20 protein-coding genes are annotated in these 21,073 nt (G+C 62.3%); 15 read left to right on the plus strand and 5 right to left on the minus strand.

Features of this window, described 5'->3' with window-relative positions:
• From C9F12_RS23050 to C9F12_RS22595, 4 genes are all read left to right on the plus strand, one after another.
• Window positions 1-659: RHS repeat-associated core domain-containing protein (locus C9F12_RS23050; protein ID WP_275886760.1), on the plus strand; the 659-nt coding region annotated here is incomplete at its 5' end.
• A complete protein-coding gene (locus tag C9F12_RS22590; protein ID WP_157033035.1) occupies window positions 656-1,039 on the plus strand; it encodes a hypothetical protein in 384 nt (127 codons plus the stop codon). The genes C9F12_RS23050 and C9F12_RS22590, both read left to right, overlap by 4 nt.
• A 233-nt stretch (window positions 1,040-1,272) precedes the next feature.
• Window positions 1,273-1,515 carry a hypothetical protein gene (locus C9F12_RS14180; protein WP_108449289.1) on the plus strand — a complete coding sequence of 81 codons (243 nt, stop codon included), beginning with the start codon at window positions 1,273-1,275 and terminating at the stop codon, window positions 1,513-1,515.
• A 39-nt stretch (window positions 1,516-1,554) separates the two neighbouring features.
• Window positions 1,555-2,028: a hypothetical protein gene (locus tag C9F12_RS22595; RefSeq protein ID WP_162816486.1), complete on the plus strand. Its 474-nt coding sequence runs from the start codon at window positions 1,555-1,557 to the stop codon at window positions 2,026-2,028.
• 455 nt (window positions 2,029-2,483) lie between these two features.
• Here C9F12_RS22595 and nfuA read toward each other — a convergent pair whose 3' ends face one another.
• Window positions 2,484-3,074: a Fe-S biogenesis protein NfuA gene (gene nfuA / locus C9F12_RS14185; protein WP_045992189.1), complete on the minus strand. Its 591-nt coding sequence runs from the start codon at window positions 3,072-3,074 to the stop codon at window positions 2,484-2,486.
• Window positions 3,075-3,394: 320 nt separating this feature from the next.
• Between nfuA and metH the strand changes: the two genes are divergently transcribed.
• From metH to C9F12_RS14215, 5 genes are all read left to right on the plus strand, one after another.
• Window positions 3,395-7,096, plus strand: coding sequence for a methionine synthase (gene metH / locus C9F12_RS14195; RefSeq protein ID WP_045992191.1), 3,702 nt, complete (start codon window positions 3,395-3,397; stop codon window positions 7,094-7,096).
• The gene (locus C9F12_RS14200; protein ID WP_205254699.1) at window positions 7,096-8,511 is read left to right on the plus strand and encodes an MATE family efflux transporter; all 1,416 of its coding nucleotides are present in this window, start codon (window positions 7,096-7,098) and stop codon (window positions 8,509-8,511) included. Before metH ends, C9F12_RS14200 begins: the two co-directional genes overlap by 1 nt.
• 140 nt (window positions 8,512-8,651) lie before the next feature.
• On the plus strand, window positions 8,652-10,304 hold the full coding sequence (locus tag C9F12_RS14205; protein ID WP_045992193.1) for a nitrite/sulfite reductase: 1,653 nt from the start codon (window positions 8,652-8,654) through the stop codon (window positions 10,302-10,304).
• Window positions 10,297-10,839: a DUF934 domain-containing protein gene (locus tag C9F12_RS14210; protein WP_108449291.1), complete on the plus strand. Its 543-nt coding sequence runs from the start codon at window positions 10,297-10,299 to the stop codon at window positions 10,837-10,839. The genes C9F12_RS14205 and C9F12_RS14210 overlap by 8 nt, the downstream gene beginning before the upstream one ends.
• Before the next feature lie 397 nt (window positions 10,840-11,236).
• Window positions 11,237-12,226, plus strand: a complete 990-nt coding sequence (locus C9F12_RS14215) for an AraC family transcriptional regulator (RefSeq protein ID WP_108449292.1) — start codon at window positions 11,237-11,239, stop codon at window positions 12,224-12,226.
• 57 nt (window positions 12,227-12,283) lie between these two features.
• Here the strand turns inward: C9F12_RS14215 and C9F12_RS14220 are convergent, their stop codons facing one another.
• A complete protein-coding gene (locus tag C9F12_RS14220) occupies window positions 12,284-12,730 on the minus strand; it encodes a hypothetical protein (RefSeq protein ID WP_157033037.1) in 447 nt (148 codons plus the stop codon).
• A gap of 244 nt (window positions 12,731-12,974) precedes the next feature.
• A complete protein-coding gene (gene smrA, locus C9F12_RS14225; RefSeq protein ID WP_108449293.1) occupies window positions 12,975-13,592 on the minus strand; it encodes a DNA endonuclease SmrA in 618 nt (205 codons plus the stop codon).
• A gap of 169 nt (window positions 13,593-13,761) precedes the next feature.
• Between smrA and C9F12_RS14230 the strand changes: the two genes are divergently transcribed.
• The 5 genes from C9F12_RS14230 (at window position 13,762) to C9F12_RS14250 (ending at window position 16,338) form a co-directional block, all read left to right on the plus strand.
• A complete protein-coding gene (locus C9F12_RS14230; protein ID WP_108449294.1) occupies window positions 13,762-14,193 on the plus strand; it encodes a gamma-glutamylcyclotransferase family protein in 432 nt (143 codons plus the stop codon).
• A gap of 81 nt (window positions 14,194-14,274) precedes the next feature.
• The gene (locus tag C9F12_RS14235) at window positions 14,275-14,625 is read left to right on the plus strand and encodes an arsenate reductase family protein (RefSeq protein ID WP_108449295.1); all 351 of its coding nucleotides are present in this window, start codon (window positions 14,275-14,277) and stop codon (window positions 14,623-14,625) included.
• A 71-nt stretch (window positions 14,626-14,696) separates the two neighbouring features.
• Window positions 14,697-15,317 (plus strand): NAD(P)H:quinone oxidoreductase, encoded by a 621-nt coding sequence (wrbA, locus tag C9F12_RS14240; RefSeq protein WP_045992200.1) that lies wholly within the window; start codon window positions 14,697-14,699, stop codon window positions 15,315-15,317.
• On the plus strand, window positions 15,314-15,718 hold the full coding sequence (locus C9F12_RS14245) for a DUF2069 domain-containing protein (RefSeq protein WP_045992201.1): 405 nt from the start codon (window positions 15,314-15,316) through the stop codon (window positions 15,716-15,718). The genes wrbA and C9F12_RS14245 overlap by 4 nt, the downstream gene beginning before the upstream one ends.
• 131 nt (window positions 15,719-15,849) lie before the next feature.
• Window positions 15,850-16,338 (plus strand): cytochrome c, encoded by a 489-nt coding sequence (locus tag C9F12_RS14250; RefSeq protein WP_045992202.1) that lies wholly within the window; start codon window positions 15,850-15,852, stop codon window positions 16,336-16,338.
• A 12-nt stretch (window positions 16,339-16,350) separates the two neighbouring features.
• Here the strand turns inward: C9F12_RS14250 and C9F12_RS14255 are convergent, their stop codons facing one another.
• Window positions 16,351-17,178, minus strand: coding sequence for a cytochrome b/b6 domain-containing protein (locus C9F12_RS14255; RefSeq protein ID WP_108449296.1), 828 nt, complete (start codon window positions 17,176-17,178; stop codon window positions 16,351-16,353).
• A 264-nt stretch (window positions 17,179-17,442) separates the two neighbouring features.
• Here C9F12_RS14255 and pdxH point away from each other — a divergent pair, with 264 nt between their 5' ends.
• Window positions 17,443-18,084 carry a pyridoxamine 5'-phosphate oxidase gene (gene pdxH / locus C9F12_RS14260; RefSeq protein WP_108133409.1) on the plus strand — a complete coding sequence of 214 codons (642 nt, stop codon included), beginning with the start codon at window positions 17,443-17,445 and terminating at the stop codon, window positions 18,082-18,084.
• Between the two features lie 80 nt (window positions 18,085-18,164).
• Here the strand turns inward: pdxH and C9F12_RS14265 are convergent, their stop codons facing one another.
• On the minus strand, window positions 18,165-20,912 hold the full coding sequence (locus C9F12_RS14265; RefSeq protein ID WP_108449297.1) for a bifunctional acetate--CoA ligase family protein/GNAT family N-acetyltransferase: 2,748 nt from the start codon (window positions 20,910-20,912) through the stop codon (window positions 18,165-18,167).
• Window positions 20,913-21,073: the final 161 nt, after the last annotated feature.

Here is a 21,073-nt window from a genome sequence, read left to right on the forward strand (position 1 = left end):
CCCCGATGGAGCTGGCAGAATGCGACGGTAAGTCCAGCGGCAAGCTCGCCTGGGTCGGCCACTACCGCGCCTGGGGCAAGCTCACCCAGGCCAGTGACGGCCACGGCAACCCCAGCACCACCGACAATCCGCTGCGCTTCCAGGGTCAGTACCTGGATGAAGAAACCGGGCTGCACTACAACCGCCATCGGTACTATGATCCAGAGACGGGACGCTTCACCACCCAGGACCCCATCGGCCTGGCCGGCGGCGAAAACCTGTACATGTACGCCCCCAATCCGACAGGATGGGTGGATCCGCTGGGGTTGAGTAGGGACAATGGGTGTAACTGTCCTGATTCGGGGGTTCCTCGGCGGGGTTACCACAATGAGACCTACAGTAATAAACCTGTCAAACCAGAGGACGCAACAGACCGATGGGACGAATTTTTGGGTCCGGGACCTCACACTGATATTCATCCTCGAACGGGTGCTCCCGACCGCGATAGAATCGTATCTTCAGATGGTGCTCGCAGTATCCGTTACGGTTCCCATGAAATGAATAGTTCCTCCACCAAACATCATTATCACGAAGAAATCTGGTCGCTGGATACAGAAAACAATGTTATGAATGTAGATAACACTGTTATTAGGGTTCCACAGAGAAAGACATCGCGATGAATGTAAAAATCGAAGAGATCAAAGTACTCAATAAAAATACTTTTGTTAACTTTGCCAGCCCCTTAGGAAGAGGGAAGGCTATATGGCTGGGAAATATGCCAATAAAAAACGAGAATTATGATGTTGAGATAGATATTGACGAGAAACTCTGGTGGGGATCAACAATACTTGGTGCAAACTCAAAACAACCAAAAATAAAGGAAGGAAAAGATAGTATTGAGCTAACTGGGGAGGTGGTAGCAATTGAAGAAGATGGACTATTAATTGTATCTATTGGGGGAAGTCTAATATTTGTGGAAACAGATTTAGAAAAAAACCCACAAAAACCGTTCGTGACAATGAGAACACATCATTTAACTATGCATGACAGCAATTATTAATTGCAATGTCTCGTATATTATCAAACGGCCAACAAACCCCATCTTCTGCAACTAAATAGGGCTCTTCGTAGCTGGATGTGGAATGCAACCGGGAAAATATCGAGAGCTCATAACCCCCCCCCCTACCGACTAACGCACCCGCTATTGGCTCTATCTAACGACAGGCGGCAAGGGCCAGCCGCCACAGCGAGACGCGCTTTCACTTCGACACCGCCGACAACCTGATCGCCGAGGTGCAGCGTCATCAGCTGCCCAACGGCGGTGACTACTCCAGCGTCACCCGCCACACCCACGACGCCCTGGGCAACCGCGAGACCACCACCCTGCCCGACGGCCAGACCCAGGCCTGGCTGCGCTATGGCTCCGGCCATGTCCACGCCATGACCCTGGACCAGCGCCAGCTGATGGCCTTCGAGCGCGACGACCTGCATCGCGAAGTGCGCCGTCACCAGGGCAGCTCGGCATGGTGCGGTTGATGCATTCAGGCATACAGTACCTACCACAAAAGGAATCCTATGAATAATAACGATGAATTTCATCAGACAGTGTCCGTAATTATTGACTTACCTAGGGTGTACTCCCCTGGTGAGTCAAACAGACTCCTTAAGACCGCCGGAGCAAACTTAAATTATGACACTTATAGTTTTTATCGGAAAGAGAAAGCCCCTGCGTGGCAATCTGAAACAATCATACAGCTAAAGCTTTTTCTTTCCGGAAAACTTGTGGACGCACAAGATCCGATCGACAAAATTGAACTTGAATACCCACTGGCAACATTAGACTCTAAATATATAGGACAATTTGGTGCTCTAGTCGATGAAATCTCTAACATATTTGGTGGTGCTTCAACTTTGTGTGGGAATAAAGTTTCTGGAAAAGATGTAATAGCACATTGCGACAAATTATCTTCAGAGCTAATGGAGTCATGGGGAGAAGAACCTGGAAGCAAACATCTTAGAATAATGATTGAATCCATGTATTCAGGGTAAGTGGCTTTCTCAAACTCTTGGATGCAGAAAACATCCGGCTCTTCGACGCTGGATGTGGAGTTCGCCATATAAAGTTTCGGGAGGTCACGCCCCTACCAACCAGCACTATCGACTCTTCACAACGACAAGCGGCAAGGGCGAGCCGACCGAACGCCGTGCCCCCATGGTCCAGCTCTTATTATTTATATTCGAGCTACCACTACGACTGCCTGCTGCGACTCTCGGCGCTGACCAACCAGAACAGCGACCGCCGGCAGTTCCGCTATGACTTCGGTGGATGGCTGATCGCCTACACCGGCTCGACAGGGGGCCTGTCGCTCCCCAACCAGTCTCGCGCGCCCCCTACCCCTAATGGTTTGCCCAAACACAACAACGCCGCTCCATGGAGCGGCGTTGTTGATTCACCTTTAATCCTGAGGGCGGAACCTCAGTGCGCCAGTCGGCGCGGTTGAACGTCAACGGTAGTAGGCGTTGGTGGTGTCGGTGTGGTCGGTGACGTCGCGGATGCCGGCGAGTTCCGGGATGCGCTCCATCAGCGTCTTCTCGACGCCTTCCTTGAGGGTCAGGTCCACCGCGGCGCAGCCCTGACAGCCGCCGCCGAAGGCCAGCACTGCCACCTGGTCGTCGGTCAGCTGCATCAGCTTGATCTCGCCACCGTGGGCCGCCAGGCCCGGGTTGATCTCGCTGTAGAGGATGTAGTTGATGCGATCCTCGAGCGGGCTATCGGCGTTGACCTTGGGCATCTTGGCGTTGGGCGCCTTGATGGTCAGCTGGCCGCCCATGCGGTCGGCATTGAAGTCGACCACCGCCTCTTCCAGGAACGGAATGCTGTTGGCGTCGAGATAGACGGCGATCTTGGAAAGCTCCAGGCGCTCGTCGCTGGGCTCTTCCTCGCCCGGCCGGCAGTACGCCAGGCAGGTCTCGGCGTAGGGCGTGCCCGGCTGGGTGATGAAGATCCGCACCGCGATACCTTCGACGTTCTGCTTCTCGAGCAGCTCCGCCAGGTAGTCCTGTGCGCTGTCGGTGATCTGGATATTCTCGCTCATGGGTCTCTCGCTAGTTCGCCCCGCCTGACAGCGGGCGCTGTGGCCCCGCGGGTTTGGTCAGGACCATGGTAAGCGACACCTGCGTCAGACTCAATCCCGAGTATTTTACTCGGATTTTGGTTTCCGCCTTCGCAGGCGCACTGCCCCTGCCGCCAGGCCCGGTGCTTTGGTACCATATGGCCCCTTCGACCGACTCCCGAGACATCGCCGTGTATTCCGGCATGCACATGGGGGTCCTGCCGCGTGGACACAAGCGCTGGCCCATAAAAATTTTATCGTTCGTCGACCTGACAAGCGTCTAGCTGGAGACACACCCGCCCATGGCCGTAGCAGCACCGACCCCTCAGACAGCCCGCCTCATCGATAGCCTGAAAGACCGCATTCTGATGCTGGATGGCGGCATGGGCACGATGTTGCAGAATGCGGCCTTGAGCGAGGAAGACTTTCGCGGCGAGCGCTTCAAGGACTGGCCGTCGGACCTCAAGGGCAACAACGATCTGCTGGCCCTGACCTGCCCGGACCTGGTGGCGCGCATCCATCGCGACTATCTGCTGGCCGGTGCCGACATCCTCGAGACCAATACCTTCAACTCCACCCGCCTGTCACAGTCGGACTACGGCATGGAGGAGCTGGTCCCGGAGCTCAATCGCGAAGCCGCTCGGCTGGCCCGCCAGGTATGCGACGACGTCGGCGAAGAGACCGGGGTGCCCCGCTACGTGGCCGGCGTGCTTGGACCGACCTCGCGTACCGCCTCGCTGTCGCCGGACGTCAATGACCCGGCCAAGCGCAACGTGACCTTCGATGCCCTGCGTGACAACTACCGCGAGGCAGCCCTGGCACTGATCGAAGGCGGCTCCGATCTGATCATGATCGAGACCATCTTCGACACCCTGAACGCCAAGGCGGCGATCTACGCCCTCGAAGAGATCTTCGACGAGACCGGCGAGCGCCTGCCGGTAATGATCTCCGGCACCATTACCGACGCCTCCGGGCGCACCCTGTCGGGCCAGACCACCGAGGCCTTCTGGAATTCGGTGCGCCACGCCCAGCCGCTGACCGTGGGCCTCAACTGTGCCCTCGGCGCAGAGGAGCTACGCCCCTACGTCGAGGAGCTGTCGACCAAGGCCGACACCTTCGTCTCGGCTCACCCCAACGCGGGCCTGCCCAACGAGTTCGGCGAGTACGACCAGACCCCCGAGGAGATGGCCGAGATCGTCGCCGAATTCGCGCGCAGTGGCCTGGTCAACATCATCGGTGGCTGCTGTGGTTCCACCCCCGAGCATATCGCCGCCATCCACCGCGCGATCAAGGACCTGCCCCCGCGCCAGATTCCGGACCGCAGCAGAGCCTGCCGTCTGTCTGGCCTGGAGCCGTTCAACATCGAGCACGATTCGCTGTTCGTCAACGTCGGTGAGCGTACCAACGTCACAGGCTCGGCTCGCTTCAAGCGACTGATCAAGGAAGAGGACTACACCACCGCCTTGGAGGTAGCGCTCGAGCAGGTCGAGAACGGCGCCCAGGTGATCGACATCAACATGGACGAGGGGATGCTCGAGTCCCAGGAAGCCATGGTGCGCTTTCTCAATCTGATCGCCGGTGAGCCGGACATCGCTCGGGTGCCGATCATGGTCGACTCCTCCAAGTGGGAGATCATCGAGGCCGGCCTCAAGTGCATCCAGGGCAAGGCGGTGGTCAACTCGATCTCGCTCAAGGAAGGCGAAGAGGCCTTCCGCCACCAGGCCACCGAATGCCGCCGTCATGGCGCCGCCGTGGTGGTGATGGCGTTCGACGAGTCCGGCCAGGCGGACACCTTCGCGCGCAAGACCGAAATCTGCCAGCGCGCCTACCGGGTGCTGGTGGACGATATCGGCTTCCCCGCCGAAGACATCATCTTCGACCCCAACATCTTTGCCATCGCCACCGGCATCGACGAACACAACAACTACGCGGTGGACTTCATCGAGGCCACCCGCTGGATTCGCGAACACCTGCCGCACGCCATGGTGTCGGGCGGCGTTTCCAACGTGTCCTTCTCGTTTCGCGGCAACAATCCGGTGCGCGAGGCGATCCACTCGGTATTTCTCTACCACGCGATTCGCGCAGGGCTCACCATGGGCATCGTCAACGCCGGCCAGCTGGCGGTCTATGACGACCTGCCGGAAGAGCTGCGCGAAGCCGTCGAGGATGTGGTGCTCAATCGCCGTGATGACAGCACCGAGCGGCTGCTCGATATCGCCGACAAGTACAAGGGCGACGGCTCCGGCGGTGAGAAGAAGGAGGACCTCGAGTGGCGTAGCTGGGAGGTCGAGAAGCGCATCGAGCATGCTCTGGTCAAGGGCATCACCGCCTACATCGAGGATGACACCGAACTGGCCCGCCAGCGCGCGACTCGCCCCATCGAGGTGATCGAGGGGCCGCTGATGGACGGCATGAACGTGGTCGGCGACCTGTTCGGTGCCGGCAAGATGTTCCTGCCCCAGGTGGTCAAGTCGGCGCGGGTGATGAAGCAGGCGGTGGCCTACCTGATCCCCTACATCGAGGCGGAAAAGAGCGAAGACACCCAGGCCAAGGGCAAGATCGTCATGGCCACGGTCAAGGGCGACGTCCACGACATCGGCAAGAACATCGTCGGCGTGGTGCTCCAGTGCAACAACTACGAGGTGATCGACCTCGGCGTGATGGTGCCCGCCGACAAGATCCTCAAGACCGCCCGGGAAGAGAACGCTGACATCATCGGCCTGTCGGGACTGATCACCCCCTCGCTTGACGAGATGGTCCACGTGGCCAAGGAGATGCAGCGCCAGGGCTTCGAGCTGCCGCTGCTGATCGGCGGCGCCACAACCTCCAAGGCGCACACCGCGGTCAAGATCGAACCCCAGTACGAACAGCCGGTGATCTATGTGACCGACGCCTCGCGTGCCGTGGGCGTGGCCGGCAAGCTGCTGTCACCGGGGCTGAAAGAGGCCTACGTCAACGAGATCCGGGAAGAGTACGTCAAGGTCCGCGAGCGCAACGCCAAGCGCCGCCCCAAGGCCGCCGACCTGTCCTACGCCGATGCCCGGGCGCGCAAGCCGGCGCTGGACTGGCAGGGATATACCCCGCCGGCGCCGACCTTTACCGGTCTCAAGGTGTTCGAGGACTACGACCTCAACGAACTGGTCGATCGTATCGACTGGACGCCCTTCTTCATGAGCTGGGAGCTGGTCGGCAAGTATCCGAAGATCCTCGACGACAAGGTGGTCGGCGAAGCCGCACGCCAACTGTTCGACGAGGCCCAGGTGATGCTGCGCAAGTTGATCGACGAAAGCCTGATTCAGGCGCGCGGGGTCATTGGCCTGTGGCCCGCCAACAGCGTCGATGACGACGTCATCGAAGTCTATTCCGACGAGACCCGCGGCGAGGTGATCGAGCGTCTGCACCATATTCGCCAGCAGACCACCAAGAACCGAGAGGGAGTCTGCTACAGCCTGGCCGACTTCATCGCCCCGAAGGACAGCGGCAAGCCGGACTGGATCGGTGGCTTCGCGGTCACCGCCGGTCACGGCGTCGAGGAGCTGTCTGCGGCCTACAAGGCCAAGGGCGACGACTACAACGCCATCATGGTGCAGGCGCTGGCCGATCGCCTTGCCGAGGCCTTCGCCGAACTGATCCATGAACGGGTGCGCAAGGAGTTCTGGGCCTACGTACCCGAGGAACAGCTCGACAACGAGGCGTTGATTGCCGAGAAGTACCAGGGCATCCGCCCTGCCCCTGGCTACCCCGCCTGCCCTGACCACACCGAGAAGGCGACGCTGTTCCGCATGCTCGACGCCGAGGCCAGCACCGGGCTCGAACTGACCGAGAGCTTTGCCATGTGGCCGGCGGCGGCGGTGTCCGGCTGGTACTTCTCCCACCCGCAGTCGAAGTACTTTGCCACCGGCAAGATCACCCGGGATCAGGTCGAGGCCCTGGCCAGTCGCAAGGGCATGGAGCTGGACGTCATGGAACGCTGGCTGTCGCCGGTACTGTCCTACGACGCCTGATGCGTTCCCTGCAACAACAGGCCCTGCTGCCCGACCTGACGCGCTGGCGTCTGATCCTGCGCCTGGCGCTGCCGATCATGGCCGGCATGTTGAGCCAGAGCCTGATGAACCTGGTCGATGCCGCCCTGGTGGGCCGGCTCGGCGAGACCGAGCTGGCCGCCGCCGGCATCGGCGGCTACGCCATGTTCATGGTCACCGCCTGCCTGTTCGGGCTGTCGTCGGGGGTTCAGGCCCAGGTGGCGCGGCGCCATGGCGAACGCCATCAGACGCCCGTTGCCTCGGCGGCCGCCGAGCCTGGCGTCGAGCTGCGCCACGATCCACGTGGGGAGCCGCTGGCGGCGGGACTTACCCTGGCCGTCATGATCGGCCTGCCGTTGATGGCCCTGTGTCTGTGGCAGGCCGGTCCGATCATGGCCTGGCTCAACGACGATCCGCGGGTGACGTCGATGGCGGTGGACTACTTTCGCTGGCGTCTGATCGCGCTGCTGCCGGTGGCGATGATCTTCTGCTACCGAGGCTACTGGAACGGCATCCAGCAGACCGGCCTGTACCTTCGGATCATGCTGGTAATGCATCTGGTCAACCTGCTGGCCAGCATCGGCCTGATCTTCGGCTACTGGGGCCTGCCCGCCATGGGCGTCAGCGGTGCCGGGCTCGGCAGCAGCCTGTCGCTGTTTGCCGGTGTCGCCATCTGGGCCTGGTTGAGCCATACGCCTGGCCATCGCGGCACTCGTCACAGGCCGTGTCATTCGCCTTGGCGACTCGGCGGCAGCACCATGGCCACCACCCTGAAGCTGGCCACGCCGCACTCCTTTCAGCAGCTCTGGTTCGCCGCCGGCTACGCCGTGCTGTTCTGGATCCTCGGCCAGGTCGACACCGCCAGCGTGGCGGTGGGCCATGTGCTGGTCAACTTATCGCTGTTGCTGATTCTGCCCGGCGTGGGCCTGGGCATGGCGGCGATGAGCCTGGTCGGCGAGGCGCTGGGGCGCGAGTCGCCGGAAAGGGCCCACCGCTGGGGCTGGGAGGTGGTGCACATGGCCTGGTTGCTGCTCGCTGCCCTGTCCCTGCCCATGGCATTGATGCCGGAAGCCGTGCTGGGCCTGTTTCTGCATGACCCCGAACTGATCGCCCTGGGCGTCGATCCGCTGCGCCTGACCGCGCTGATGATCGTGCTCGACGCCGCCGCCCTGGTGTTCACCCAGGCATTGCTCGGCGCCGGCGCCAACCGTACGGTGATGCAAATGACCTTGACCGGTCAGTGGCTGGTCTTCCTGCCGCTGGCCTGGTGGTTCGGCGTGCATGAAGGCTTCGGCCTGGCCGGCATCTGGTGGTGTCAGCTAGGCTACCGCGCGCTCAACTCGCTGTGCTTTGCGGTGATCTGGCAACGCCGCCGCTGGCAGAGTCTGAAGGTGTAGCGCCCCGCACGACGCCTATCAACACCTTTTAATTACCTTTTGCACACAAACTATGACTATTTATTCTTTTATAGCATAATGGCGTGCAGGTAGAGTAACCCGCAACGTCCCGTCATTCCCTGGCTGCAGGAACGCGCTGAATGTATCGCTACGACAACCATGATCAGACCCTGGTCGACGAACGCGTCGCACAATTCCGCGACCAGATGCGTCGCTACCTCGAAGGCAAGATCAGCGAGGAAGAATTCCTCCCGATCCGGGTGCAGAACGGTCTGTACGTACAGCGTTACGCGCCCATGCTTCGCATCGCCATCCCCTATGGCATGCTGGCCTCCTACCAGCTGCGCAAGCTCGGTGAGCTGGCCGCCCGCTATGACCGCGGCTACGGCCACTTCACCACCCGTACCAACCTTCAGTTGAACTGGCCGAAGCTCGAGGACGTGCCCGAAATGCTGGCACAGCTCGCCAGCGTGCAGATGCACTCGATCCAGACCAGCGGCAACGATATCCGCAACACCACCACCGACCAGTTCGCCGGCATCGCCGCCGATGAAGAAGTGGATCCGCGTCCCTGGTGTGAGCTGATTCGTCAGTGGTCGACCTTCCACCCGGAGTTCTACTACCTGCCGCGCAAGTTCAAGATCGCCGTGACCGGCGCCGCCGAGGATCGTGCCGCCATTCAGGTCCACGACATCGGTCTGCGTCTGTGGCGCAACGACGCCGGCGACGTCCGCGTGAAGGTGCTGGTCGGTGGCGGTCTCGGCCGTACTCCGATGATCGGCGAGACCATCTGCGAGGACCTGCCCTGGCAGCACCTGCTGACCTACCTCGAGGCAGTGCTGCGGGTCTACAACCAGTTCGGTCGCCGCGACAACAAGTTCAAGGCGCGCATCAAGATCCTGACCAAGGCACTCGGCATCGACGAGATGCGGCGGCGCGTCGAGGAAGAATGGGCCCACCTCAAGGACGGCGCCCAGACCCTCAATCAGCAGGCCATCGACGACATGGCGGCGCACTTCGTCGATCCGCCCCGTCGCAAGGTGGATGACGCCGCCATCGAGGCCTTCGAGGCGTTGCGTCGTGACAACCGGGCCTTCGCCCGCTTTGTCACCAACAACGTCACCGACCACAAGGTACCGGGCTACAAGGCCGTTACCCTGTCGCTCAAGCGCAGCGGTCATTCACCGGGTGACGTTACCTCCGAACAGATGGCCCAGATCGCCGACCTGGCCGACGAGTACAGCTTCGGCGAGCTGCGGGTGACCCACGAACAGAATCTGGTGCTGTCCGACGTGGCCGTCGACCGTATCGAGGAACTGTGGCACAAGCTCGAGGAGCTGCGCCTGGCCAACCCCACCGTGGGCACCCTGGCGGACCTTATCTGCTGCCCTGGCGGCGACTACTGCGCCCTGGCCAACGCCAAGTCCATTCCGGTGGCCCAGGCGATCCAGGAGCGCTTCGACAGCCTCGACTTCCTCTACGACCTTGGCCCGCTGGATCTCAACATTTCCGGCTGCATGAACGCCTGCGGTCATCACCACGTCGGCCACATCGGCATTCTCGGCGTGGACAAGAAAGGCGAGGAGTATTACCAGATCTCCCTCGGCGGCAGTCAGGGCAACGAATCCTCGCTGGGCAAGATCCTCGGCCCCTCCTTCTTCCGCGAAGATGTGCCGGAGGTCATCGACAAGGTGCTGCAGGTGTATGTTGGCGCCCGCGAAGCCGACGAAACCTTTATTGACACCTATCGCCGCATCGGTCTGAAACCCTTCAAGGAGCACGTTTATGCCTGAGCAGACGTCGCAACGCCCGCTGATCAAGGAACGCCGCCTGGTGGAAGACGCCTGGGTGCTCCAGTCTGACGTCGATGACGAGGGTGCAACCCCCGTCAAGCCCATGACCATCGTCCGCCTGGACGTCTGGCTGGCCGCCGAGCGTCGCGACGATCTGGCGCCCTGGCTGCCCAGCGACACCCAGCTCGATGAGGACACCGTCGCCGCACTCAGAGACGCGCCGCTGATCGCCATCGACTTTCCCAAGTTTACCGACGGCCGCGGCTATTCGCTGGCCCGGGTACTCAGGGAGCGTCACGGTTTCAAGGGCGAGATCCGTGCCGTGGGCGATGTGCTGATCGACCAGTTGTCCTATATGGCGCGCTGTGGCTTCGACGCCTTTTCGCTGCGCGAAGACCAGGTCGTGGAAGACGCCCTGGCCTCGCTCACGGTGTTCTCGCGCCACTACCAGGTGTCCGTCGACAACCCGGAGCCGATGTTCCTGCGCCGTCAGCGCGAGGCGCGTGAACGCCAGCGGGAGACCGCCGTCGCCTGACCCTATCCGGGTTGGACAGCTTGCCTGGTTCGACCGACCTCCTGCCAGGCAAGCAGGAAGCATCACCATCAACAATGCCGCGATCTCCGGCGCCATCGCCCCAGTGGTGACAGGCTGGCGCCAGCAGGAATCGCGGCATTGTCGTGTCTGGTGGAAGGGGCACCAGCAGATGGGATATCGATGTGCCGCGCTTCATGCCAGTCCATGCCCATTCATGCACAATATGTAAGCCAATAATCCTGAGAGACGAGTCAATCTCATCTTTTTCTCAGGCATTGGAGGTAGCTCGCCACTGGCCGCCGAACCAGTTGGCGTAGTGATCTATGCTGAACAAGCGCCGCTGCTCGAACGCGCAACAGATGATGATCACGCACCCCAGACCTTGTTCAGGCTCCTTATGTCCAGCGAAGCGCCATCCCCCCTGGCGGCCTTTCAGCGTCACTCGACGATGGTGGTTGCACCAGAGTTACGCTTTGACTACTGGCGCAGTCTGCATCCCTCCATAGCGCTCGACCTTCCCCAGGGCCGCCATGCCGGCGACTATCGTGCCAACCTGATCAACGCTTCAAGCACCGAGGGCACGGTCCTTGGCTGGTGCACCAACGATGACACCAGCGCCCACTTCGCCCAGGACAATAGCGACTTTGTGCTGGTCAGCCTGACGCTCGCGGGGGATGCACGCCTACAGCAAGCCGACGGCCAGCGACATCGTGTCACCAGCCAGAGTGGTCTGGTGGTGCTGGATAGCCTCCAGCCCCTGTCCAGCCTCGCCATGCAGCACTCGATGCTGTACCTGATGATTCCCCGACCCCAGGTCAAGGCCAGGGCGCCTGATGCGCTGACGCGGGCCGAGTCGAGCCCCTTCAGCCTTCCCGACAACGCCATGACCCGGTTGCTCACGACCCATCTGCTTGGCGTCATCAAGGAGCAAGAGGCCCTCGCCGGCGAGGACTTGGCCTGCGCACTGGATACCGCTCGCGACATGAGCCTGGTAGCGCTGGCGCAGTTGAAAGGGCCGCTGTCGCTCGAGTGGGAGGCGACCCAGCGCCAAAGCCTGCTGAAGGCCGCCTGCCGCTATATCGAACTGCATGCCAGTGAACCGGGCCTGGACGTCGCTCGCATCGCTCACGCTCTTGGCTGCTCCCGTGCCGGGCTCTACCGCGCCTTTGCGGCCCATCCAGAGAGCGTGGCCGAGACCCTCAGGCGAACCCGGCTGGAACAGGCAAGGGCCAGGCTCAAGACCCGCCATCCGCCCAGCATCGATCAGCTGTCGTACCACTGTGGCTACCTGAACGCCGCCAGCTTCACCCGTGCCTTCAAGCGTCAATACGGTGCCAGCCCCCAGGACTGGCACCGAGAGTGGTGCGAGCGTCAGTTGCTGCTCTGATGTCTGGCGACATCAACGTCCTTGTCTGTCGTCTCCGCCCCCGATGCCAGAGGTCGACTAGCCAAGCTCTTCGAGCAGATGGGCCCGGGCATCCTCCAGAGGCTCGATGACGTGAAGCATGTAGAAAGACAGCAGCAAGGCCCGCTCTTGTTCGTCAAGCGGTCGAGAGCTCCCCTGGTCGCCCAGCGCCAGCCGCTGCTGACACCTTGTCGCCGTTTCACTCGCCTGCTCGACAAGTGCCATGGCCCGATCACGCAGACGATCCAGCTTTTGCTGGTCATGATCGGTGAATACTGGGCCGAAGTCCTGAATCCGCCGGTTCGCCCGGTCCAGCCGGCGCAGCAATGGCATCAGCTCATCGCAGTGCCAGTAGCGGTGCCCCAAGGTAGGTATCGAGTGATGCTTGAACCACTGCCAGTGGTCGTGAAGTTCCGCGATGATCATGTAGCCCCCTGCCAACTGAATGACGTCGTAAGGCCACTGCACCGGCAGTGGATGACTCATCAAGTCGCTCCCCACCTTGCCGTGACCCTGCCAGCGCATTGCTTGCCACTATCGCGCTATAGGAACCCTAGTCGCGGCAGCCAGTGCAGACTGTTCCAACTTGATGCCGATTGTCTCGATGGCGTCCTTGGCGAGGCCACGCAAGCGATACGGCGCCATCTGCAGGATGGCGCCGGGTGGAAAGGAGTAACAAGAGGATCGATGCAGGAAAGCGGCCGGGAAGCCGCAACAGGCTTCGCCAGGTCTATCCGCGACGCTTCTGCTGGCGTTCACGGTTCGCCGCGCGGGCACGCTCGCTCTTCCTGAGCATCACCCAGGTGGCGCCGAGTCCACCGTCAGCCTCCTGAGCAGACACGAACGCCTGGACCTCGTCGAGGGCGGGTAGCCACTTGGCCAGACAGGAGCGCAGCACATTGGCGGCGCCATCGATATCGCGGCTGCGTCCATGGACGATCAACACCGAGCGCAGATCGGCCGCGTAGGCGTCGCGGATGAACTGGGGCAGACTCCCCCGGCATTCATGCAACGGGCGCCGCAGCAGGTGAAGACTGGCCTGCACCGGATACCCGCCCTGCCGCAGGCGCTCGACCACCCCGGTCTGAATGCCATCACGGCGGTATTCCAGCGGATCGAAGGGAGGCACCAGATCGACGAAGTCGTCACTGAGCCCGTCAAGCCCGTCGTCTCCACTCAGGGCATGACGGCGCCTGGCCATCTGTGATTCGGTTGGCGCGCCTCGGCGACGGCCGGCATCGGCGCGATTGTTGGCCTGGCGCAGTGGTTGGACGTCCCCCATCATGGCCTTGAAGTCCACATCATCATGGGCACCATCAAAAGACTCGGCGCGGAGAAATTCGCTCATGGGGCACCTCCTCGTCTTGGCGGGAATCTTTATCCTAGCAAGGCCGGGACCGCCGCCGATAGAGGGAAACCTCGGTTCGACAAGCCGGCCGCCTGGTGAGAGGCTAGTCAAGCGAGACACGCCGCCTTTCGATTTCCGGCACACACAGCTCATTTGTCATTGGCCCCCCATGAACACCCTGACGCTCTGGCTTGCCCGCCTGCTCTGTCTTGTTGGCGCACTGATCATCGGCCTTTACGGCTGGTTCTGGTACACCTACCAGAGCCCCTATGGCTATACGCCTCCGGCCGCCATGGAGCAGTCCGCTGACGGCCCCCACCCAGTCTTTGTCTACGGCACCCTGCGCTCCCCCTGGGTGCGCTGGCTGGTGACCGGAGAAAGACTCGAGTCGACGCCCGCACTGCTCCCGGGGTATCGCCGAGAGGGGCTCGACCTGGAGGTTGATCGTGACAACCAGGTGGCCGGACAGCTACTGGCGGTGGATAGCGAGACCCTGGCCGAACTGGACCGCTACGAGCGTCTGGGCGTGCGCTACGAACGCGTCAGGCTAACCCTCGCTCGCGGCGATGAGGTCTGGGCCTATCGCCTTCTCGAGCAATGACCTGCCTTTGCGGCGCGTCGTTGTGGCCGGTCGCGCCGGCGATCTACAATAGCTGCCGATTCCCACTCGACCGGAGCTGTCATGGCCGCACTCACGCTATTGCATAATCCTCGCTGTTCGAAGTCCCGCGAAGCCCTTGCCCTGCTGGAGCAGGCCGGCGCCGAGGTCCAGGTCCGCCGCTACCTCGACGATCCCCTGGACGGTGAGGAATTGCGTGGCCTGATCGCCCGACTGGACGGCAAGCTCAGTGACCTGGTGCGCACCAACGAGACTGAATGGAAGAGCCTGGGGGCCGACCGTGAAGATGAATCCCAGGTGGTGGCTGCCATCCTGGCCCATCCTCGGATCCTCCAGCGCCCGATTCTCGACAACGGCGAGCGAGCGGTAATCGGCCGCCCGCCCGAGGGCATCACGTCACTGCTGGAGAGTTGAGGCCAGCCAGCCTCTTCGCCCGTTGCCTCGGGCTTTCGTCAACCCATAGGCTCTTGCCATAAGGAAAGTGCATGTCGGATCTGCCCTACGTTCTGGTCCTCTACTACTCCCGCCAGGGCGCCACCCGGGCGCTGGCCGAGCGCATCGCCGCCGGTGTCGAGTCTGTCGCCGGCGTCGATGCTCGCCTGCGTACCGTGGCTCCGGTGTCGCCGACCTGTGAAGCGGTGGACCCGGAAATTCCTGCCGAAGGCGCTATCTACGCTGACCTCGACGATCTTCGCAACGCCAGTGGCCTGGCGCTCGGCAGCCCCACACGCTTCGGCAACATGGCGGCTCCTCTCAAGCACTTTCTCGACGGCACCAGCGAGCTGTGGCTGTCAGGAGCGCTGATCGACAAGCCCGCCACCGCCTTCACCTCCACCTCGAGCCTGCACGGCGGCCAGGAGACGACGCTGGTGACGATGCTGATGCCGCTGCTCCACCATGGCATGGTCTACGCCGGGCTGCCCTACAGCGAGACGGCCCTGACCCGCACCCAGGGTGGCGGTACTCCCTACGGCGTCAGCCACCTGGCTGGCGTTCGCAGCGATCGCCCGCTGGATGAACACGAGCGCGAGCTGGCCTTCGCCCAGGGCGCGCGCCTGGCGCGGCTGACGCTCGCTCTGGCTGACGCCCGCAAGGGGGCCTCATGAGAGCCTGGCTTGAGGGGGTAGAACAGCGCCGCGGGCTTGACCGCCTGACCCGGCAGTCGCGCCAGCTGGTGCTGGTCGGCTTTGGCCTGCTGCTGGCAATGATGGTGTACCGCGGTATCGCGGTGGAAGCCGACGGCAATCGTTTCGGCCCGATGATCGCCTTTGTGCTGCCTCTTGTGCTGTTTCTGCCATCCATCCTGACCCGCCGTCCACGGGGTCATGCCTGGCTGGCCTTCGTCAGTCTGCTCTACTTCGCCCAGGGGGTGATGATCGCCACCCTGCCGGGACTCGGTCTGCGTGGCGTGGCAGAGGCGCTGGTGGCGCTGGTGCTGTTTACCGGCTGCATGGGCTACGCACGCTTTCGCTCTCGTCAGATGCGACAGCACCAGGGCAATTCATAGCTCTTGTTCAGGCCGACCGTCATGCCCTTCTGGCGGCAGCCGCTCTCCTTGCTATCTTGAGGATGTCGTTGCATTCGCGACGCCATCCTCGACAACGCCCGGCCCATGTCGCCAGGCAAGGAGTAAGGACAATGACCGTGACCCCGTTGCATGCCCTCGTGACCGGACTTGGACTAACGTTGGCCAGCGCCTGTGCACTCGCCGAGGAACTCCCCGATGCCAGCGTCGAGATCGAAGACGCCATCGAATACCGTCAGGACGCGCTGGGCGTGATGGCCTGGCAGATCGGCCCGCTGGGCGCGATGGCCCAGGGCAAGCGCGACTTCGACGCCGAACTGTTTCTCGAGAAGGCGCGTCGCCTCGCCGCCGTGGCGCCGCTACCCTGGGAAGGTTTCGTCAAGGGCTCACTGCAGGGAGACGACCATGGCGTCGAGACCGATGCCCTGGCGGACATCGCCGATGACTACGAAGACTTCGACCAGCGCTACCACACCCTGATCGAGGAAACCGCAAAACTCGCCGAGATGGCCGATGGTGGTGACCAGGATGCGCTGTTCAAGCAGGTAGCCACCGTCGGCAATACCTGCAAGGGGTGTCACGACAACTTCCGCGCCGAGTGACCCTTCGCCGCTTCACAAGCGCCCCCACAGCCACATCACACACCCCGTACTGAACAGGGCCAGCAGCGCCGCTCGTACCATCAGGGCCGAGCGGCCAGGCTCTACCCCTTTGCCGCTGCTTCCACGTCGCCCCTGCTGCTGATCTGACGCCCGATCTAGCTCTTGATCTGACTGTTGCTCTGGTTGTTGGTGGGTCTCTGTGTCCGTCTCGGCCCAGTGCGCACCCCGCGGCAGCGTCTTTCGGCCGCTGAACATGACGCCTACCAGTCGCTCGCCGAGGCAGCGATGGGCTAGCAGAGCCCCCAGGTGAAGCACGATCAGCGCCAGCAGCACATTCGCGTTGAGGTGATGAATCCACAGAGCCGTGTCGCTGACTGCTGCTGGCACCAGGGTATGCAGCGGCGCCTCGAAGAAGATGTCATCGGTGACAAAGAGCCCCGTCAGCGCCTGAATCGTCAGGCTCGTCAGCATCGCCAGCACCGCCCAGCCCCCCAGCGGATTGTGACCGGCAAAGATATCGGCACGTCGCTTCATCAGGTCTCTGGCATAGGACAGCGTTACCGAGGGAGATCGCAGCCAGGAGCCGATGCGCGCGTGGTAATCGCCGACCAGTGCCCACCCCCAGCGAAACAGCAAAAGCCCAAGCGCTATCAGCCCAGCCCTGGCGTGCACGTTCTGCGGAAAGTCGAACAGGTCGGTCTCCACCTTCATGGTCAGAAATGAGAGTACAACGCAGGCCACCAGTCCCCAGTGGAATAGCCGGATGGCCAGGCTCCAGACACGCCGGCTACGCCCTGACGGCCGGTGCTCGGCGGCTGACGTTGACTCGACAGATGGCATGGTCGCTCCCCCTCGCTGATAAAGGCACCACGCCTGGCGCCAGTGACGATATACTCAAGATAGCCACTCCCTGTGGTGGCGCCTTGCCAAAGCGGTACTTGCTAAAGCTGTAGCAGCTGACATTCATCATGACTCGCGACGATGACGGTGGTGTTCCCGGCGACGCGGGGCGACATCTCGGACACAAGGTGCGATGATTTATCAATTGGACGACGGTACCCCTAGTGGCCGTCCTTTTTTTGTCTGATTCCACCGGAGATACCGATGACCCGTGATATTGCGGACATTCGACGTGACTATGAAGGCGGCAGCCTGGACGAAGGCCAGGTACCCAAGGATCCCTTCACCATGTTCGATGAGTGGTTCGCCCTAGCCCTGGATACCGACCCCCAGGATGCCAATGCCATGACCCTGTCGACCGTGGACAGCCAGGGCCTGCCCCACGCGCGGGTGGTGCTGCTCAAGGGGTTCGATCAAAACGGGATGGTCTTCTACACCAACTATCACAGCCACAAGGGTAGCGAACTGGCCAACGTCCCCCATGCGGCCCTGACCTTCTGGTGGCCCAAGCTGGCGCGCCAGGTGCGCATCGAGGGACGCACCGAGCAGGTCGCCGAGCAGGAGTCGGACGAGTATTTTGCAAGCCGTCCCCGCGGCAGTCAGCTCGGGGCCTGGATCGCCACCCAGAGCGTGGTCATCCCCGATCGCGACTGGATCGAGCAGCGCCAGCGGCGCTTCGAGAAGGCCTACGAAGGCCAGGATATCCCGCGACCGGTGCACTGGGGCGGCTACCGCGTCGTCCCCGAAATGATCGAGTTCTGGCAAGGACAGCCCAGTCGCCTGCATGACCGGGTTCGCTACGGCCGCCGCGATGGCCACTGGGAAGTGGTGCGGCTGGCACCCTGAACGAATCATCCGACCGGCTCCCGCCTTGCAAGCACAGGCGGGAGGCCAGGCCGGCGGTCCTGGAATCGAACGCCGACCTGCTACTCCATCGGCCGTTCCAGGCGGTGGCGCTGCCAATCGTTACCCGGCTCGTTGAGGCGCAGCACTGCGTCCACCACCTGCTCCTCCATGTTGAAGCTTTGTCGGAACCCGAGGTGCTTCATCAGTGCGCGCATGGGGTGGTTGTCGATCATGATCTTGCCGACCATCTCCAGGGTGCCGACCCCCTTGCAGTAGCGGATCATCTTTTCCATCAGACGACTGCCGATACCGAGCCCCTGAAGGTCATCGCGGATGATGATCGAAAACTCGGTTCGGATATTGTCGGGATCGTTCCAGACCCGAACCACCCCCAGCATCTCCTTGCTGCCGTCTTCGCAAAGGCGCTCGGCGATAAACGCCATCTGTCGGTCGTAGTTGATATGGGCCAGGCGCGACAGATCGCCCTGGCTTAAATCGGTCTTGTTGTGGAAGTAGCGAAAGCGGATGCTCTCCTCGGACAACTGCCCGTGGAAGTCGGTAATCAGAGGGGCATCTTCAGCCCGAATGGGCCTGAACTCGACGTCCCAGCCGTTTCTGAGCTTGACCCACTCCCTCAGTTCTTCGGGATAGGGCATGATCGCGAAGCGTGCAGGAGAACCGAGGTCCATGGCGAAGTCCACCGCCACCATGCCGTCGCGATTGAGCAGCAGCGGGTTGATCTCGAGACCACGCAGCCGAGGCAGGTCGGTGGCCATCTGCGACAGGGTGACCAGTAGTTGGCACAGCCTTTGTTCATCGCGCTGTGGATCACTCGAGTGCTCACGAATCAGCCGCGCGGCGTGGGTACGAGACACCATGTCCGCGGCCAGCGTCATGTTCAAGGGCGGCAGAGAGACCTGTCGATCCGCCAGAATATTGACCTTGTAGCCGCCGATGCCGAATAGAATCAGTGGTCCGAAGACCGGGTCCCGGGTGATGCCCGCGCACAGCTGCATCGAATGCTTGCCGCGTTGCATGGGCTGGAGGCAGAACTCTCGCACGCGAAAGCCGGGAAATTTCTCGGAGACCTTCTCGCTGAGGCGATCCACCGCCTCGGCCACGTCGCCGGGTCTGGCCAGATCCTGGACCAGCCCCGCCGACAGCTTGTGAGGATGTCGCCGGTAACGAAATGGCCGACTGTTGCCGTCGTGCACGATCTTGATCGCGAAGGGGCCCGTCAGCTCCCGGGCGGCCTCCTCGGCGGCCTGGGCACCGTCGGGATAGCGACTCTCCGCCACCGGCAGGCCGTAAGCCTTGAGCACCTGGGCGGTCTCGCTATGGGTCAGGCTCTCGCGACCATCGGCGAGGACCTCGTCGATCAGCCGGTGGCAGCGCTCTCGCACCTCGGCCGAGGTTGAAAACGGCAGGCTCGGGGGCGTCTGCTGCAATAACGACTGGACCCGCTGATAGTCGACCATGTGCATGAAGGCCTTCACCGCCTTCTCCGGCGACAGATAGGTGGGTACACCCGCTTCGTGACACAGGTGACGAGCGCCGATCGCCTGTTCGAAGCCCATCCAGCTGGTCAACAAGTTACGCCGAAAGCGCTTGCGTTCACGGATCAGCGCCTCGGCGGTCGCCTTGGAAGGCGCCAGACGTGTCGGAGCATGGACCACCAGCACGGCGTCCACATTGGGGTCGGCGGCGACGATCTCCAACGCTGCGACGAAGCGTTCCGGGGTGGCGTAGCCCCCGAGATCCACCGGGTTTTCGCCGGGCTTGCTGATATCGAGGTCTCGCTCGCGCAGCGACGCCTGGGTAGCCTCCTCGAATTCGGCCAGACGACCTCCGGCGTTGATCAACTTGTCGATGGCCAGCATGGCCGGTCCCAGCCCGTTGGATACGATCGCCAGACGGTCGCCCTTGAGTGGGCGCATCCGTGACAGTGTCTCCAGTGCGTCATACAGCTCATCAGAATCGTTGACCCTTACCACGCCCGCACGCGCGAAGGCGGCATCGAAGACCCGATCACGGTGGGTGACGCCCGGTGTCGGTGGCAGGCCGCTGAGGTCGGCTTGGCTGGTCCTGCCACTCTTGATTGCCAGTACCAGCCGATTGCGCGACGCATCACGCACGGCGGTCATGAAGTGCTGGGCGTCGTGCACTCGCTCAAGGTGCAACAGGATCGCCTGGGTGGGCGAGTTCTGATTGATGTAGTCGATCAGGTCGGGAAGCATGACATCGACGCTTTCCCCCAGCGTCAGCAGGTGAGAAAAGCCGATCCCGCGCCCGGCCGCCCAGTCGATCATGGCGTTGGCCAGCATGCCCGACTGCCCCAGATACGCCACCTTGCCCCTGGGCACCGTATGACTGGAGTAGGACGCATTGAGCCGTCGTCCCGGCACGATCAAGCCCATGCACTCCGGCCCCAGTATTCGAATGCCGGAGGACCGGGCCGCATCGAGCATGCGCTGGCGGATCGACGACTTGCCGCCTTCGTCCTGTTCGAGCTGACTGCCACCGGACAGTACCAGGGCCGCGCGCACCCCGCGTTCACCCAGCCGGCTCAACAGTTTCGGCAGGGTCGAGACCGGCGAACACAGGATCGCCAGGTCCACCACCTCGGGAAGTTGAGAGGTTCGAGCGACGCACTCGACCCCGTGGACGCTGGCGTACCCCTTGGGGTTGACCGCCCACAGCTTGCCGCCGTAGCCGCCGTCAAGCAGATTGCGAATGACCTGCCCACCCGTGGACTCTGGCTTCTCGGAGGCACCCACCACGGCGATCGAGGCGGGATCGAAAAAGCGACGAAGAAACTGGGTGCTCACAGGTGATCTCCTCAGGCGACGGGTAGCCGACACCCTGGCGGCGAATTGTGCGCACTTGCGCACTTGAACGTTATGGAAATAGTGCCGGAGTGTGGCGCTACCCCACAACCACGTCCAGCGCTAGCTTGACCAGGAACAAGGCATCCTTGGCATCACGCTTC

Origin of the sequence: Halomonas sp. BN3-1, assembly GCF_003056325.1 — a bacterium.
GTDB classification, from domain to species: Bacteria; Pseudomonadota; Gammaproteobacteria; order Pseudomonadales; family Halomonadaceae; genus Halomonas; species Halomonas litopenaei.

Coding starts and splice junctions, on each gene's coding strand:
- wrbA (WP_045992200.1), top strand. CDS start 14,697: ATGTCGGATCTGCCCTACGTTCTGGTCCTCTACTACTCCCGCCAGGGC.
- C9F12_RS14230 (WP_108449294.1), top strand. CDS start 13,762: ATGAACACCCTGACGCTCTGGCTTGCCCGCCTGCTCTGTCTTGTTGGC.
- C9F12_RS22595 (WP_162816486.1), top strand. CDS start 1,555: ATGAATAATAACGATGAATTTCATCAGACAGTGTCCGTAATTATTGAC.
- C9F12_RS14250 (WP_045992202.1), top strand. CDS start 15,850: ATGACCGTGACCCCGTTGCATGCCCTCGTGACCGGACTTGGACTAACG.
- nfuA (WP_045992189.1), bottom strand. CDS start 3,074: ATGAGCGAGAATATCCAGATCACCGACAGCGCACAGGACTACCTGGCG.
- pdxH (WP_108133409.1), top strand. CDS start 17,443: ATGACCCGTGATATTGCGGACATTCGACGTGACTATGAAGGCGGCAGC.
- C9F12_RS22590 (WP_157033035.1), top strand. CDS start 656: ATGAATGTAAAAATCGAAGAGATCAAAGTACTCAATAAAAATACTTTT.
- C9F12_RS14220 (WP_157033037.1), bottom strand. CDS start 12,730: ATGAGTCATCCACTGCCGGTGCAGTGGCCTTACGACGTCATTCAGTTG.
- C9F12_RS14205 (WP_045992193.1), top strand. CDS start 8,652: ATGTATCGCTACGACAACCATGATCAGACCCTGGTCGACGAACGCGTC.
- C9F12_RS14215 (WP_108449292.1), top strand. CDS start 11,237: ATGTCCAGCGAAGCGCCATCCCCCCTGGCGGCCTTTCAGCGTCACTCG.
- C9F12_RS14245 (WP_045992201.1), top strand. CDS start 15,314: ATGAGAGCCTGGCTTGAGGGGGTAGAACAGCGCCGCGGGCTTGACCGC.
- C9F12_RS14235 (WP_108449295.1), top strand. CDS start 14,275: ATGGCCGCACTCACGCTATTGCATAATCCTCGCTGTTCGAAGTCCCGC.
- C9F12_RS14255 (WP_108449296.1), bottom strand. CDS start 17,178: ATGCCATCTGTCGAGTCAACGTCAGCCGCCGAGCACCGGCCGTCAGGG.
- metH (WP_045992191.1), top strand. CDS start 3,395: ATGGCCGTAGCAGCACCGACCCCTCAGACAGCCCGCCTCATCGATAGC.
- smrA (WP_108449293.1), bottom strand. CDS start 13,592: ATGAGCGAATTTCTCCGCGCCGAGTCTTTTGATGGTGCCCATGATGAT.
- C9F12_RS14200 (WP_205254699.1), top strand. CDS start 7,096: ATGCGTTCCCTGCAACAACAGGCCCTGCTGCCCGACCTGACGCGCTGG.
- C9F12_RS14210 (WP_108449291.1), top strand. CDS start 10,297: ATGCCTGAGCAGACGTCGCAACGCCCGCTGATCAAGGAACGCCGCCTG.